General features: G+C 42.9%; 12 protein-coding genes. 8 read left to right on the top strand and 4 right to left on the bottom strand.

Annotated elements, in window-relative coordinates; translation table 11 throughout:
* Nucleotides 1-103: 103 nt before the first annotated feature.
* Nucleotides 104-1,864 carry an aspartate--tRNA ligase gene (gene aspS / locus ACVFI8_RS19570; protein ID WP_248711916.1) on the top strand — a complete coding sequence of 587 codons (1,761 nt, stop codon included), beginning with the start codon at nt 104-106 and terminating at the stop codon, nt 1,862-1,864.
* A gap of 95 nt (nt 1,865-1,959) precedes the next feature.
* Here the strand turns inward: aspS and ACVFI8_RS19575 are convergent, their stop codons facing one another.
* The 3 genes from ACVFI8_RS19575 to ACVFI8_RS19585 all read right to left on the bottom strand — a co-directional run bounded on the left by ACVFI8_RS19575 (nt 1,960) and on the right by ACVFI8_RS19585 (nt 6,154).
* Nucleotides 1,960-4,431 carry a putative bifunctional diguanylate cyclase/phosphodiesterase gene (locus ACVFI8_RS19575; RefSeq protein ID WP_248711915.1) on the bottom strand — a complete coding sequence of 824 codons (2,472 nt, stop codon included), beginning with the start codon at nt 4,429-4,431 and terminating at the stop codon, nt 1,960-1,962.
* Nucleotides 4,432-4,515: 84 nt separating this feature from the next.
* Nucleotides 4,516-5,721: a hypothetical protein gene (locus tag ACVFI8_RS19580; protein ID WP_457872415.1), complete on the bottom strand. Its 1,206-nt coding sequence runs from the start codon at nt 5,719-5,721 to the stop codon at nt 4,516-4,518.
* Nucleotides 5,690-6,154 (bottom strand): type 2 periplasmic-binding domain-containing protein, encoded by a 465-nt coding sequence (locus ACVFI8_RS19585; protein WP_248711913.1) that lies wholly within the window; start codon nt 6,152-6,154, stop codon nt 5,690-5,692. The genes ACVFI8_RS19580 and ACVFI8_RS19585 overlap by 32 nt, the downstream gene beginning before the upstream one ends.
* Nucleotides 6,155-6,529: 375 nt before the next feature.
* Between ACVFI8_RS19585 and ACVFI8_RS19590 the strand changes: the two genes are divergently transcribed.
* From ACVFI8_RS19590 to ACVFI8_RS19615, 6 genes are all read left to right on the top strand, one after another.
* Nucleotides 6,530-7,273 carry a YebC/PmpR family DNA-binding transcriptional regulator gene (locus tag ACVFI8_RS19590; protein ID WP_457872416.1) on the top strand — a complete coding sequence of 248 codons (744 nt, stop codon included), beginning with the start codon at nt 6,530-6,532 and terminating at the stop codon, nt 7,271-7,273.
* 5 nt (nt 7,274-7,278) lie between these two features.
* Nucleotides 7,279-7,800 carry a crossover junction endodeoxyribonuclease RuvC gene (gene ruvC / locus ACVFI8_RS19595; RefSeq protein WP_248711911.1) on the top strand — a complete coding sequence of 174 codons (522 nt, stop codon included), beginning with the start codon at nt 7,279-7,281 and terminating at the stop codon, nt 7,798-7,800.
* A 130-nt stretch (nt 7,801-7,930) separates the two neighbouring features.
* The gene (lon, locus tag ACVFI8_RS19600; protein WP_248711910.1) at nt 7,931-10,279 is read left to right on the top strand and encodes an endopeptidase La; all 2,349 of its coding nucleotides are present in this window, start codon (nt 7,931-7,933) and stop codon (nt 10,277-10,279) included.
* A gap of 213 nt (nt 10,280-10,492) precedes the next feature.
* Nucleotides 10,493-10,765 carry a nucleoid-associated protein HU-beta gene (gene hupB, locus ACVFI8_RS19605; protein ID WP_248711909.1) on the top strand — a complete coding sequence of 91 codons (273 nt, stop codon included), beginning with the start codon at nt 10,493-10,495 and terminating at the stop codon, nt 10,763-10,765.
* Nucleotides 10,766-10,854: 89 nt separating this feature from the next.
* The gene (locus ACVFI8_RS19610; RefSeq protein WP_457872417.1) at nt 10,855-12,744 is read left to right on the top strand and encodes a SurA N-terminal domain-containing protein; all 1,890 of its coding nucleotides are present in this window, start codon (nt 10,855-10,857) and stop codon (nt 12,742-12,744) included.
* A gap of 67 nt (nt 12,745-12,811) precedes the next feature.
* Nucleotides 12,812-13,174: a DUF2850 domain-containing protein gene (locus ACVFI8_RS19615; RefSeq protein WP_248711907.1), complete on the top strand. Its 363-nt coding sequence runs from the start codon at nt 12,812-12,814 to the stop codon at nt 13,172-13,174.
* Nucleotides 13,175-13,226: 52 nt separating this feature from the next.
* On the opposite strand, the gene fabV is transcribed toward ACVFI8_RS19615, so the two are convergent.
* Nucleotides 13,227-14,432, bottom strand: a complete 1,206-nt coding sequence (gene fabV, locus ACVFI8_RS19620) for an enoyl-ACP reductase FabV (protein ID WP_248711906.1) — start codon at nt 14,430-14,432, stop codon at nt 13,227-13,229.
* Between the two features lie 386 nt (nt 14,433-14,818).
* Here fabV and ACVFI8_RS19625 point away from each other — a divergent pair, with 386 nt between their 5' ends.
* Complete coding sequence (locus tag ACVFI8_RS19625) at nt 14,819-15,679, top strand: PEP-CTERM/exosortase system-associated acyltransferase (RefSeq protein ID WP_248711905.1); 861 nt, start codon at nt 14,819-14,821, stop codon at nt 15,677-15,679.
* Nucleotides 15,680-15,684: the final 5 nt, after the last annotated feature.

Below are 15,684 nucleotides of genomic sequence, written 5' to 3' on the forward strand. Positions count from 1 at the left end.
TCCTTTATACTATCGCCTTTTCTCTTGGCAAAAACTCATTATTGGTGTTTTTGCCAAGTTAGATTATTCAATGAATTTTAAAACGTAAAACGGGAAAGGCCAAATGCGCACTGTTTACTGCGGACAAGTTACCAAAGAGCTAGTTGATCAAGAAATAAATTTAGTCGGTTGGATTAATCGTCGTCGTGATTTGGGTGGAGTAATCTTCATTGATTTGCGTGACCGTGAAGGCATTGTTCAGGTGGTGTTTGATCCCGACCGTGCTGATGTATTTAATACCGCTAATAGTTTGCGTAACGAATTCTGTGTGCGCCTGAAAGGCCGCGTACGTGCTCGCCCTGAAAGCCAGATTAATGCTGACATGACAACCGGCGAAGTTGAACTGCTAGGCTTAGAGCTCGAAATTCTGAACCGTTCAGCGCCACTGCCGTTAGATAGTAACCAAGATAACTCTGAAGAGCAGCGCTTAAAGTATCGTTATTTGGACCTGCGTCGCCCAGAAATGAATCAACGTTTGGTATTTCGTGCCAAGGTGACGGGGTTCGTTCGTCGCTTCATGGAAGAGAATGGCTTTCTAGATATTGAAACCCCAATTTTGACTAAGGCTACTCCTGAAGGCGCACGTGATTACTTGGTGCCAAGTCGTACCCATAAAGGCCAATTTTTCGCATTGCCTCAATCACCACAAATCTTTAAGCAATTGCTGATGATGTCAGGTATGGACAGGTACTATCAGATAGTTAAGTGTTTTCGTGATGAAGACTTACGTGCCGACCGCCAACCTGAATTTACCCAGATCGATATCGAAACATCATTCATGACCTCTGACCAAGTTATGGCGGTTACCGAGCAAATGATGCGTGAGTTGTTTGAAACGATGCTAGATGTTGATTTAGGTGTCTTTCCACAAATGACTTATGCTGAGGCCATGCGTCTATATGGTTCTGATAAGCCAGATTTACGTAACCCAATGCAATTAGTTGATGTCGCTGATTTGCTCAAAGACGTAGAATTTAAGGTGTTTTCTGGCCCTGCCAATGATGAAAAAGGCCGAGTCGCAGTATTACGTGTACCAGGTGGTGCTAAGCTTTCTCGTAAACAAATCGATGACTACGGTAAATATGTTGGTATTTACGGCGCTAAAGGTTTGGCGTGGATGAAAGTTAACCAGCTAGATGCCGGCTTAGAAGGCCTGCAGTCTCCAATCCTTAAGTTTCTAACCGAAGATGTGGCAACGGGAATTGTTGCTCGCTGTGAAGCCCAAGACGGTGATTTAATACTATTTGGTGCTGATAAAGCCAATGTGGTTTGTGAAGCAATGGGAGCGTTGCGTCTAAAAGTGGGTGAAGACATGGGCTTGGTGGCCGATGAATGGAAGCCTCTATGGGTGGTTGATTTCCCAATGTTCGAAGAAGTCGATGGCCAATTCCACGCGATTCATCACCCATTTACCGCTCCTGTTGCTGGTATTAGCGCTGAGCAACTCACTGAGTCACCGGCCGGGGTATTATCAAATGCTTACGATATGGTACTAAACGGTTGTGAGCTAGGCGGTGGTAGTGTGCGTATTCATAAGCAAGATATGCAAGCTGCGGCCTTTAAAGTGCTTGGTATTAGTGATGAAGAAGCGCAAGAGAAATTTGGCTTCTTGTTAGAGGCGCTACAGTATGGTGCTCCACCACATGCAGGTTTAGCATTTGGCTTAGACCGCATTGTGATGTTAATGACGGGTGCAAGCTCTATTCGCGACGTTATGGCATTTCCTAAAACGGCAACCGCTGCCTGTCCTTTGACCAGCGCGCCTAGTGCAGCTAACCCTGTTTCTTTGAAAGAGTTAGCGTTAACAATCACTAAGCCAGAGTAATGACTATTCACCACTAAAAAAGGCGAGCTTAGCTCGCCTTTTTTATTTTTACCGTAGCCTTCATATGAAGCTATAAGCAGTATGATAAATACTAACTAGGTGCTGTTAGAGCGACTCGACCCCTTGGGGAGCCGAAACAGTGGGTGCAAGTGTAATACTTCTCTATCTTTATCCAGTAAAGCGCCTTTACTATTACAATCGTTATAAAAAGCCAGTGCATCTGCCTTGGGCAGTGGTCGGCCAAATAAGTAGCCTTGCACTTTATCAAACCCATTTTTTTTCAGCCAATTAGCGTGGGCGAGAGTTTCAACCCCTTCAACCAAAATATCAAATTCTAAGGTATGCATCAGTTTGAGCATGCTTAATACAATGTTCTGAGTAGGAACTGATGTGATTGCGTTGTGGCCAAACTCACGGTCAAATTTAATTTTGTCACAGGCCAAATTACTGAGGTAACTGAGAGAGGTGAAACCTTTACCAAAATCATCAAATGCAACTTTAATCCCCGCATTGCGAATATGGTTAAGTTGATTTTTAACTTGCTGATAGTTTTGCACCGCAACACTTTCTGTGATTTCAAGTTCTAGACAATTATTGCCAAGCTCTGAACTCTGGTACTTGGATATTAATTTCTTTGCAAAGTTTTCATCTTCAAATTGCCTTCCACTAACATTAAATGCGATGGTTAAACCTTCATATCCTAGCTGGTTGAATTCCTCCATAAGCGCCAAGGTTTTATCGATAACCCAATATCCTAGCGGCAAAATATGCCGACCTGCCTCTACGGTATCTAAAAACTGGCCAGGATTCATCAAGCCTTGTGTGGGGTGATTCCAGCGCAGGAGTAACTCGAATCCGGTGATTTTTTGTTGAACCATTGATACTTGAGGCTGCAGATATAACTCTAGCTCATCATTACTCATCGCCTGCTGAAATTGGTTTTCAATGGTGAATACCATGTCGTTTGCATAGGCTAACTCAATGTCGAAATGGGTGCAGCAGTTTCGGCCTTTTCGCTTGGATGAGTACATCGCTAAATCTGCATATTTAACTAATAGTTGCGGTTGATACTCCGCCTGTTTAGCGGTGGCTATGCCCACACTTAGTGTGACTTTCATCGATACACCAGAAATGGTGATTTCGCGGGCTATTTCTTGCGCCAAGCTATAAGCGAAGCCAAGCACACTGTCTTTATTTTGGCGATGGATAATCAGTGTGAACTCATCCCCTCCCAAACGGAAAGTGTTTGACGAAAATTGACTGAGTTGCATGATGCGTTTAGCAACTTGTACTAATAATAAATCACCAAAGTCATGGCCTAAGGTATCGTTGATGGTTTTAAAGTTATCTAAGTCGATATAAATGAGGCTCAATTCTTCATTGAGTTCTTCGGCTGTTTTAAGGGATTCACCTAACTGTTTTAAGAATGCGGTACGATTAGGTAATTCGGTTAATGGGTCTTCCATCGCCATCTTTTCCAATACTTTGGTATTGGCTGCAATACTCGAGTTCATCTTGTTAAAACGATCGGCTAGCTCTATAGAAATATTATCTAAAGAGTCGAACTCGTCATTAAACATATGTAGCGTATTTTGTGATTGGTAACCTTTGTTATTGAGAATGCTGGGTAAATTTTCAGTGTGATAGCGCAAACTGCTTAGCGGCCTTCGCATCAATACAAGCCCAACAATAATGCTTAGGCTCATGGTTAGCAGCAGTAACATGGCCAGTCGGTTTTCGAAACTGGTGGTTAATAAAACTTGTTCACTCCAGTCTTTCAGCACCACTAACCTTAAGGCAGAAGTAGCACTGTTTTTTATGGGGTAAAGCTTACCTACAATGGTTTTGCCTTCGACCATAAATTCCATATTGGCGTGATTACGGTATTCAATGGCGCTATTAAACCACTGTTGACTATTTCGCTGAGTATTGGTCGCCAGCAAAATGCTTTTGTAGATGGAACGATCTAAATCGATGATTGCGAGTTCAATGTTATCGCGCTGAGTTACGTTGATCAGAGCGTCGGCAAGTTCTAATTGAAATGCCAATACTCCCTGTTCGGCATTGAGAGTACGAATTGGCAAGGAAATCCACAGGTGGCATGCAATATCGCATTGTAAAAGTTGCATAGGCCTAGCACGCGACGCGACTTGTTTTAGGAGTTCTTCTGGCGGTAATGAGTCTTTAGAGTGACAAGAATAGTCACCTTGGTTGTTTACGGTGCAGCCATTAGTTATCGGTAATAGCCATTGTAATTCGGGCAGATGTTTTGAAAGGTAAACATCAAGTTGGTTGAGGTTTTCTGCGTTACTAAACAGCGACTGTGCTTCAAATATGTAGGTAATACTGTCACTTAATCGATTAATTTGATCATTGAACTCTAAGGAGTAGTTATCCAAATAGCTTGTTTTGAGTTCGGCTTGCTGACTTTGGTAACGCTCCATTGCGGTTAAACCAAAAGTGGCCACTAATACACCCGCCGCTAAAATCAGCATAACCGTCAATTTGAGCCGGACACTGACATAGCGTTTTTTTATATCGATTAAAGGGAACCGACTTAACTTCATTGGTCTACCACTCAGTTTACTTTTTTATTATTAGTGTTATTAAGAGAAAATGTCATTTGCTCTGTTTAAGCATAGAGCGAATTATCAAAAACGATAACTAAGTTGAACAGCAAACAGTCTCCAGTAACGTTCAGGATTGTTTTCTCTAGTGGGGTTTAAGTCGTTTACCGGGGCTAACATAGACGTGCCCGTGAACCAGTGGTGTTCGATTTTTAGCTGTAAATTACGGTGGAAATTCCAGCTGGCTCCGATAGTCACATCACTTAAGTTTCTTAGGTTTTCATCTATATCATTATCTACGAAATGACTGCGGTCATACCGAGCTAATAAATTCCATTGTTGATTGAGCATATAAATCATTTGAAGATAGTAGGCATTGATATCAGTGCTACCATCAAATGCGGGTTCAAGGGCTTCAGCGATGGCGTTTTTACCTTGAGCATAGGTGCCGCCGCGGCGCATCGTGAATTCGCTGGTTAACTCATACCGTTGTTGAGCATACTGTAATGAAAGGATGTATTGGTCAGTATCCATAGTGAAATCTAAAGGCGCATAGGTGATGTCACCATTAGGTGGAGTGGGAATACCAATATTAATGGCATCATTGAGATGACTTTTAAGGCGACGGTATTCAACAGCCACTAACCAATTAGCATTTGGCCGAGTGGAAAGGTGAATTGAGGTATTCCAATCGCTTTCAAAAGTCCCTCCTTGGTCTTGGCCAAAAAAGCGTCGGCTAAAACTTTCATCAAACGCTTCCTTACCGATCGATGCGGCTAAACTATACTGTTGACCGCTTTGGGTATAGTAGTCTAAGTCGGCGCGAATACCGTCGGCCCGAAGACTTTGCTCCTTTAGAATATGTGGATAAACCGAAGACGGCAGCAAGATGCTAGGACGAGTAAATGGCACATCGCGTGTTGCGCCATAAATACCATTAGCCAGCTTAAAACGGCCTAACTTAAAGCCTATTTCCCAATCTTCGTTAGTTTCCACCTGGTAATTTAGGCTTAAATAGTCAACTTCTAAGCCCGTTTCAAACCAATCGCCACTTTCACGAGCGATAACTAAACCAGATACTGACCATCGAGGGTTTATGTACCAGTAGCCGTGTAGGCCAGCCTCAAATAGCGGTCCGCTATCACCAGAGTTATACCCGTAATAGTTGTTGGCGTTAACATCTATATAACTGGCCGAGACAAACCCTCCCCAAGATAATTTGGCATGGGCGGCATTAGGCAACAGCATGCCTAGAGAGCTACTCAACAAGAATAGAATGAAGTTCTTCATTGTTTACCTCTTGGCTTGAGTATCCAATCGCATTTGGATTGTCGAGAATTTTTTGCAGCATTGCTTGCTCTGAATCAACCTCTGTAGGCGCAATTGCGGTGCCCGTGTATATCTGTCTTTCCCAAATTCTGGTGAGTTGGTAAGGAAACAGTTTAAGAGCGCTTAAACAAAATTGTTTGTGCAATTCATCATTGCTGTTCATTACCACAATTTCTATGGCTTGGCCGTTTGGCCAATTTTTTTGACGTAACGAGAAGATAGAGCGGATGTTTTTAGTATTTAGTTCGAACTGATGAGTAGCATGGCCGACAACCCACACGTTGGCATGAAGAGGATTACTTACACTAATAATTAGAAATAATATAAGCGATTTATGGCCAAACAACTTGAGTTGCTTAAGCAGAACAAAAAATCGCCAACAAGTTGCAATCATAACCGTCCGTTGGTTGTTTATAATATCGATTCCACCTACATATTAACAATAGAATAAAATTATCAATAAGGTAAGGTAACTTAGTATTTAGGATGTTTTTAGTATTAAGGAATCGCTAAGTGATGGAATGTAAAGATTTTTTTATTCATTGATTTAAACGCAAATGCGGAAAGTTTCGTGCGCCATGATGGTGAAAATCACGATTGCTTGTCAAATTTTCTCTGTTAGTTAAAAATACCGCGCTGTAACGAAATATTTACCCACGACTTGTAAGTACTTATCGAATAGGCAATGGTTAATTCTCGTAATAAAGCTGTGCTTGCAGTGTTTATAATGTTTATTATTGCTGGATAGAATAAATAAAAGGAGATAATAGTGGCGGGGCATAGTAAGTGGGCCAATATTAAACACCGTAAAGCGGCACAAGATGCTAAACGTGGGAAGATTTTCACCAAATTCATTCGAGAGTTAACGGTTGCAGCCAGGGAAGGGGGGTCTGATCCTGATGCCAATCCTCGTCTCCGAGCAGCAATAGACAAAGCGCTGTCTAATAACATGACCCGCGATACCGTCAATCGAGCGGTTCAACGTGGCGCTGGAGAACTCGACGGGCAGCAACTTGAAACGGTTATTTATGAAGGCTATGGGCCAGGCGGTACCGCCGTTTTAGTGGAAACGATGACCGATAATCGAAATAGAACCGTATCTAGTGTCAGGCATGCTTTTTCGAAAAGTGGCGGTAACCTAGGCACTGATGGCAGTGTGGGCTACCTATTTGAGAAGAAGGGCATTATCTCTTACCCAGCCGGCACTGATGAAGAACGCGTCATGGATGCTGCTTTAGAATCGGGCGCTGACGATGTGACAACCAATGACGATGGCAGCATTGATGTATTTACCTCTCCCAATGAGTTTGGCGAAGTAAAAGATGCGCTAGATGCGAGTGGGCTGTTAGCTGTTCATTCGGAAGTGACCATGATCGCTTCAACCCATGCTGAACTAGATGCGGCAACGGCACCTAAGTTGATCAGGTTAATTGATATGTTAGAAGATGATGATGACGTTCAAGAGGTCTACCACAACGGTGAGATTTCTGATGAAGTCGCTGCGCAGTTGTAAGCACAGTGAATATTGTATTAGGTATTGATCCAGGGTCGAGAATCACAGGCTATGGAATAGTCAAACAAGCCAACGGCAAAATAGAATACCTGGGAAGCGGTTGTATTCGCACCAGCGAAAAAGAACTTCCGTTACGCTTAAAACAAATACATGCTGGTGTCAGTGAAATTATTACTCAATTTTCACCTGATGAGTTCGCCATTGAGCAGGTATTCATGGCAAAAAATCCCGATTCAGCGCTCAAGTTAGGGCAAGCACGAGGCGCCGCTATTGTTGCAGCTGTTCGTCATGACTTACCTGTAGCGGAGTATTCTGCCAGACAAATAAAGCAAGCGGTCGTAGGAACTGGCGCCGCAGATAAATCACAAGTACAACATATGGTGGCGCAATTGTTGTCGTTATCCGCTAATCCTCAAGCTGACGCGGCAGATGCTTTGGCGGTGGCTTTATGTCATTGTCATACTAGGCAAAGCTTAATCAGCATGGCTGGTAAAGTCCGAGGAACAGTAAGGCGACGCTTACGCTAATTGATTGTTTGCTTAAAAAAGCAGCAAACAACGGTTTTTTTAGTAAAAATTCAACGGAACGAATTGAAACTTAAAACTTTGACCCAATATATTGCTGATAGAGTTTATTAGCTAAGGTAAAGAGGACGACATGACCTTAGAGCGTTCAGAACGTTTTGAAATTCCCGTATTACCACTGCGTGATGTAGTGGTATACCCACACATGGTTATCCCATTGTTTGTTGGTCGTGAAAAGTCTATTCGTTGCTTAGAAAGCGCGATGAGTCAAGACAAGCAAGTTTTGTTAGTGGCGCAGAAAGATGCCAGTAATGATAACCCTCAAGCAGAAGACTTATATACCGTAGGTACGGTAGCTAATATTCTCCAATTGTTGAAGTTGCCTGACGGTACTGTGAAAGTACTTGTTGAGGGCAGCCAGCGCGCCAAGCTAGAGCAAATTATTCAAGACGATGAATACTATGTCGCTTCTGCTGAATACATCGTGTCTGCTCAACCTGACGAGAAAGAACAAGAAGTCATGGTGCGCTCGGCGATTAGCCAATTTGAAGGCTACATTAAGCTGAATAAAAAGATCCCACCAGAAGTGCTCACTTCGGTTTCTGGTATCGATGATGCCGCGCGCTTAGCTGACACCATGGCTGCTCATATGCCTTTGAAGTTAGAAGACAAGCAGTCAGTACTAGAGTTAGCCAGTATTCCTGAACGCCTCGAATATCTGATGGCGATGATGGAGTCTGAAATCGATTTGCTACACGTGGAAAAGAAAATCCGCGGTCGAGTCAAAAAGCAAATGGAAAAAAGTCAGCGCGAGTACTATCTCAACGAGCAGATGAAGGCTATTCAGAAAGAACTGGGCGAATCTGAAGATGGTCAAGATGAGTTTGAGCAGTTGTCTCAGCGCATTGAAGAAGCCAAGATGCCAGAAGAAGCTAAAGATAAAACTTTAGCAGAACTGAATAAACTTAAAATGATGTCTCCGATGTCTGCCGAAGCTACCGTAGTTCGTGGCTATGTAGATTGGATGTTAAGTGTACCTTGGGTGAAACGCTCTAAAGTTAAGCGTGACTTAGCTAAAGCTGAACAAGTCCTTAATCAAGACCATTACGGCTTGGAAAAGGTCAAAGAACGTATTTTAGAGTACTTGGCGGTACAAAGCCGAGTAAACAAATTGAAAGGGCCTATTTTATGTCTAGTTGGGCCGCCGGGCGTGGGAAAAACCTCTCTGGGCCAATCTATTGCAAAGTCTACCGGGCGTAAATATGTGCGCATGGCATTAGGTGGCGTTAGAGACGAGGCTGAAATTCGTGGTCATCGTCGCACCTACATAGGCTCTATGCCAGGTAAATTGATTCAGAAAATGTCTAAAGTGGCGGTAAAAAACCCGCTGTTTTTGCTAGACGAAATCGATAAAATGGCTTCAGACATGCGTGGTGATCCTGCTTCAGCATTGTTAGAAGTGTTAGACCCAGAGCAAAACAACAGCTTTAACGATCATTACTTAGAAGTCGATTACGATTTGTCTGATGTAATGTTTGTTGCTACATCAAATTCAATGAACATTCCTGGTCCTTTGTTAGACCGAATGGAAGTGATTCGTTTATCGGGGTATACCGAAGACGAGAAATTGAATATTGCTAAGCAACATTTGATCAGTAAGCAAATCAAACGTAACGGTCTTAAAGATCACGAAATCACCATTCATGATAGTGCCATTATTGGCATCATTCGTTATTACACGCGTGAAGCGGGTGTGCGTAGTCTAGAGAGAGAAATTTCTAAACTTTGTCGTAAAGCAGTAAAAGAAATTCTGCTTAACAAAGACTTGAAACAGGTTGAAATTAGCCAAGACAATCTCAGTACCTACTTAGGCGTGCAGCGTTGTGATTACGGTAAAGCTGATGAGAACAACCGTGTAGGTATGGTGACTGGTTTGGCTTGGACAGAAGTGGGCGGTGATTTGCTGACTATTGAAACCGCCTCGGTACCTGGTAAAGGCAAGCTCACTTACACGGGTTCTTTAGGTGACGTGATGCAAGAGTCTATTCAAGCCGCAATGACCGTGGTAAGAGCGCGTGCCGACAAGTGGCGTATCAACAGCGACTTTTACGAGAAGCGAGACATACATGTACACGTACCTGAAGGGGCTACGCCCAAAGATGGGCCAAGTGCTGGTGTGGCAATGTGTACCGCTTTGGTATCGAGTTTAACCGGCAATCCGGTTAAGGCCGAGGTCGCTATGACCGGTGAAATCACGCTACGTGGTGAAGTGTTACCTATTGGTGGACTTAAAGAGAAATTGTTAGCTGCTCACCGTGGCGGAATTAAAACAGTTCTCATTCCACAGGAAAACGAACGTGATTTAGAAGAGATACCAGAAAATGTTATTGGTGACTTAAAAATCATACCCGTACGCTGGATTGAACAAGTGTTAGAGGCTGCTTTAGAGCAAAATCCTGAAGGCTTTGAAGTAAAAGCTTGAGTCAATGCAAATAAACGATATTCGATAGCAAAATAGTTCTTGCCAGCCTTCTTCAAGGCCTATAGCCTAAGGCTGGCATGGACGCCGTTGATAATAGTATTGATGGTGATGTTTTAACTATATATAGACTGACTAGCCTGGTTCTTGGTCGTGATAAAGGAGTACCTATTATCACGGTAAAAAGAAAAGGAATAACAACAAGGGGAACCCATTGTGAATAAAGCTCAACTCGTAGACAAAATTGCTGAAGGTGCAGATATTTCTAAGGCCGCTGCCGGCCGTGCACTAGATTCTTTTATCGAAGCGATTTCTGAAACTTTGAAAGAAGGTGATAACGTTGCCTTGGTAGGCTTTGGTACTTTCCAAGTGAAAGAACGTTCAGCCCGTACTGGTCGCAATCCGCAAACCGGTGCAGAGATTCAAATTGCCGCTGCTAACGTTCCTTCGTTTAAAGCCGGTAAAGCGTTGAAAGACGCCGTAAACTAATTGTCAGTAGTAGATATTTCTGCGGTCTGTCAAAGGCGCATCTTGGGGTGCGCTTTTTCATTATTAAATGTGGTAAAGAGTAAATAAGCATGTTGGAAAAGCTCCGTGAAGGAAGCCAAGGTCCGGTAGCCAAAATTATCCTCGGTCTTGTAATTTTATCTTTTGCTTTGGCTGGTGTAGGTAGCTATATAGCAACACCAAGTGAGCAATTGGCTGCTGAAGTAAATGGCGAAGCCATTAGCAGAGCCGAATTTGACCAAGCCTATCAAAACGAGCGTTCACGATTAGAAGGGCAATATGGTGCAGCCTTTAATCAATTAGCCGCTGATCCTGCTTACATGGCTCAGTTTAGACAAAATGTACTCGACCGCATGGTTAGCGAGCGTTTACTCAATCAAGCCGCAGAAAAATATGGGCTGCGAGTGAGTGATGCACAGGTTAAATCTCAGATATTGAATATGCCAGAGTTTCAAGTTGATGGCCGTTTTGATAATGACCGTTACTTAGCTGTATTGTATCGAGCTAATCTTCAGCCAAGCCAGTTTCGTGATTTGATTCGCAATGATTTGACCCGTCAGCAATTACAACAAGCATTGTTAGGCAGCGAATTTGCCTTACCAAGCGAAGCTGAAATGTTGGTCAAGTTAAATCAACAAACTCGTGATGTACGCTACGTTACGGTTCCTGTTGAAAACTTTGCACAACAGCAAGCTCCAAGCGAAGAAGATTTGAAAGCTTACTACGAAGAACGTAAGAACACTTTTCAAACAGAAGAATCTGTAGATGTTGAATACATCGTTGTAGATACCAGTAAAATCGCCGAAGGCGTTGTGGTTGACGAACAAGACATTCAGCAATTTTATGATGCGAATAGCCAAAGCTATACTCAAGCGGAAAAACGCAAAGTAGCGCACATTCAAATTAGCTTTACTGATGACGAAGCGGCCGATAAAGCAAAGGCTGAAGCGTTACTCGTTAAAATTAACCAAGGTGAAGACTTCGCTGCGTTAGCCGCAGAAGCCTCTGATGAGACTTTCAGTGCAGAAAATGGCGGAGAACTCGGTTGGTTTGAAAGCGGAGTATTACCTACTGAATTTGATTCAGCCTTATTTGCGCTCGCAAATGAAGGTGATGTCAGTGAAGTAGTAAAAACAGAATCTGGTTTTCACTTAATCAAACTCATTGAGATCGAAACCGCTCAAGTTAAACCTTTAGATGATGTTAAAGAGCAAATTAGCCAACGCTTGCAGCAAGAACAGGCTCAAAATACGTTTTACGAGCAAGCACAGCGCTTAGCTGAAGTATCTTTTGAAATTCCTGACTCTTTAGTGGATGTGGCTAGTGAAACGGGTTTAACCGTTGAAACGGTTAAAGGCCTAACTCGCTCTAGTGCGAATGCGCTATTAAATCAACCACAGGTTATCAACCAACTATTTAATCCTGACTTTATTGCTGAAGGCTTAAATAGTGATGCTATTCAATTAGAAGATGATAGCTCTGTTGTTGTTCGTGTTATGGCTCATCAAGCCGCTGAGATTAAGCCTTTTGAGGAAGTTGAAGCTCAAATTGCGCAAGGTTTAACACAGTCTCGGTCAAATAAAGCCGCGCAAGATTATGCCGATAGCTTAATCGCTGCGCTGCAATCTGGTGAGGGCCTAGATGGTTTGTTATACGAGCAGAATCTTCAAGTTGACTCAAAAGTGAAGGTTTCTCGTGATAGCCAAGATTTTGAGCCTCAGGTGATTCGCCACTTGTTCATGATGGCAAAACCTAGTGAGCAAAAAGCCGCTAGCCGTATTGCCACTATGAATGGTGACCAATTGGTACTTCAAGTTACCGCTGTTAATGATCAAGATACAGTGGCGCCAGTTGAAACTGAGCGTTGGTTAGAGCAGTTAAGTAGCATTAAGGTTGAAGCTAGTTATCAAGTCCTTATTAATGTTCTAAAAAGTAAAGCAGAGATACAGTACTTGTTGTAATCTTTAATCTGGTTTACATTTTAAAAAAAGGACGTTTTACGTCCTTTTTTGTTATAGGGAGGGGCGTTTGAAAAAATCCATGGTGTTGATACTTGCCTTACTGGGTATTGGATTAGGCGTGTTGAGCTTTGTCTATTTCACTTACCCAGAAGTCATCGGCATCACCCCAGAAGCCACGAAAAATCCTTTGGTGGGCACTTGGGAATCAGAAAACGCCTTTTATGGAAAGAAAGAGCGCTTGGTGTTTGATGCTATTGGTCAACTTAAGTCAGGCAGTCGGGTTGCCACCAAATATGAAATAAATGGCAACAAGGTCATCGTAACATCAGCAGATAAAGTGGTGGAGTATCGAGTGGCAAAGGATGGGCAAAAGCTTGATGCCTATTTACCTAGAGTTGGCAGGCTACGCTATGTAAGAGTGAATAAATAAAGCCATCTAAGTCGACTTAGATGGCTTTATTGTTTAACGTTAGAAAGACTAACTATGCGAGTTCTACAATCTCAAAAGGAACAAGTGTGTCAACATCTTCTTCATAGTTAACCCCTTCAACGCCAAAACCAAACAGCTTTAAGAATTCAGTTTTGTAGTTGGCGTAATCAGTATGCTCTAGTAAGTTTTCGCTGGTAATTTTCGGCCAAAGGTCGACGCAAGTTTGTTGAATATCTTCGCGTAACTCCCAGTCATCAAGGCGGAGCCTATTTTTGTCATCTACTGCTGGAGCTGTGCCGTCTTCTCGGTATAAACGCTGGTCGAACAGGCGGTATATCTGCTCCATACACCCTTCATGCAAACCTTGTTCTTTCATAATTTTAAATACCATAGAGATATACAAAGGCATTACAGGAATGGCCGAGCTAGCTTGAGTGACGACACTTTTAAGTACCGCAACATTAGCGCTACCATGCTTGGTGGATAGCTTTTCATTCAATGCGCTGGCAGCGCGATCTAAGTCCATTTTCGCTTTACCTAATGCGCCATCCCAATAAATTGGCCAAGTTAGGGCGGTACCAATATAGCTGTAGGCTACGGTTTTACAACCTTCAGCAAGTACGCCTGCTTCATCTAATGCTTTAATCCATAGCTCCCAGTCTTCGCCGCCCATTACAGTAATCGTGTCTGCAATTTCTTGTTCGCTAGCTGGTTCTACACTGGCTTCAATGATGGTGTCTTTATTGGTATCCACCGCGGTAGCTGTGTAGGTTTCGCCGATTGGCTTTAGACTGGAGCGAATGACTTCTCCGGTATCCGGTAATTTGCGTACCGGTGATGCTAATGAATAGACAACCAGGTCAATTTGTCCTAAATCTTGCTTGATCAGCTCAATAGCAGCATCTTTGGCTTGATGAGAAAATGCATCGCCGTTAATGCTTTTTGCGTATAAACCCGCTTCATGAGCTTTCTGGTCGAAAGCCGCTGCATTATACCAACCTGCGGTACCGGTTTTTCTTTCTGTGGCGGGTTTCTCATAAAATACGCCAATGGTTGCTGCGCCACTACCAAAAGCGGCAGCAATTCGTGAAGATAAACCATAGCCACTTGATGAACCTACAACCAATACACGCTTAGGCCCATCTTTAACCACACCCTGTTGCTTGGTGTAATCAATTTGCTCTTGCACGTTGGCGGCACAACCTATCGGGTGGGTAGTAGTACATATAAAGCCGCGAATTTTTGGTTTAATAATCATCTTATGTCCTTAAACATGCTCGTTTGAATAACGCCGAAGTATGTTGTTTTATCAGCATTAAAATGCTGTAGATTCTAGCATGTTTATCAATAAAGTGGCATTCGGCTCGGCTGATCAGAGCAGTTAATAGAATAGCGAGAGTTTGTTGGCCAATTGGCGAGTAGATCGGTTATTTATTGCGCTTTCAGCTATTTGGCCACGGTTTATATTAAGTAAATGGCTGTGGCTTTGGTTTCCAATCAACCCAAGTTAGGGTAATTTAGTGATGCGTAAAGAAAAAGTGAATAGATAACCGTACGTCAACTTAGTGAGTCGGTATCTATAGGGAACAGTTAACTACCACATGGACCTAGTTAAATTCACTTAAAGGAATAGGGATTAAGCGATTGAAAAGCAAGATATTACCAACGCGTATTGAAGGTAAAATAGTGGGCTTACCAACCAGTAAAACCACTCAGTACGCCGCCAAGAAAAAGGCTGATGAAATTGCCAGCCACTATGAGACCTATTTTAAACCAATCGTTGCTCTGAACGATGATGAAATAAACAGCGTGTATCGCCTTCGTCATGATGTGTATTGTGAAGAACTCAACTTTGAAGAGACCAATGAGCAAAAAGTTGAGCGAGACGAATTTGATGATTATTCAGATTACTGCTTGGTTAAACATTTATCGTCTAACTCTTTTGCCAGCACGGTGCGTTTAGTCTGTCCCTCAGGCTCTCAGTTATTACCCTTAGAAAAATATTGCGCTGGCGCTATTACCGATGAAGCCCTCAACCCCAGTAACTTTGCACGTAAAGATGTCTGCGAAATATCGAGGTTAGCCTTACACGCCACCTTTAGACGCCGTAAAACCGATAGGTTTAAAGACTCTGCGGTGGGTGGCATTAACGTCTCGGAATTGTACGAAGAGGAGCTCCGTTGCTTTCCTTTTATAACCGCCAGTATGTATTTAGCTGCGACCGTATTAGCCGAGCGACAAAATATTCGTCACGCGTATGTGATGATGGAGCCACGATTGGCGCGAAGCACCGCTTTATTGGGAATCAAAGTTAAGCAAATAGGACCTGTTGTTGAGTATCATGGACAGCGCGCTCCTTATTACATCACCTCAGACAGAGTACGTAGTAATTTGCCGATCACCTTAAAGCCACTGATGGATTATATTGAACGAGAAGTGAATAGTTCCTTATCTATACCCGAAGTGATGGGAGCCCAAGAATCGATTCTGTATCGGGGTAATTGATACAG

The organism is Agarivorans sp. MS3-6, from assembly GCF_054112545.1.

Excerpts from the sequence above, each read along its gene's own strand:
- aspS (WP_248711916.1), top strand. The coding sequence starts at position 104 with ATGCGCACTGTTTACTGCGGACAAGTTACCAAAGAGCTAGTTGATCAA.
- ACVFI8_RS19575 (WP_248711915.1), bottom strand. The coding sequence starts at position 4,431 with ATGAAGTTAAGTCGGTTCCCTTTAATCGATATAAAAAAACGCTATGTC.
- ACVFI8_RS19580 (WP_457872415.1), bottom strand. The coding sequence starts at position 5,721 with ATGAAGAACTTCATTCTATTCTTGTTGAGTAGCTCTCTAGGCATGCTG.
- ACVFI8_RS19585 (WP_248711913.1), bottom strand. The coding sequence starts at position 6,154 with ATGATTGCAACTTGTTGGCGATTTTTTGTTCTGCTTAAGCAACTCAAG.
- lon (WP_248711910.1), top strand. The coding sequence starts at position 7,931 with ATGACCTTAGAGCGTTCAGAACGTTTTGAAATTCCCGTATTACCACTG.
- ACVFI8_RS19610 (WP_457872417.1), top strand. The coding sequence starts at position 10,855 with ATGTTGGAAAAGCTCCGTGAAGGAAGCCAAGGTCCGGTAGCCAAAATT.
- fabV (WP_248711906.1), bottom strand. The coding sequence starts at position 14,432 with ATGATTATTAAACCAAAAATTCGCGGCTTTATATGTACTACTACCCAC.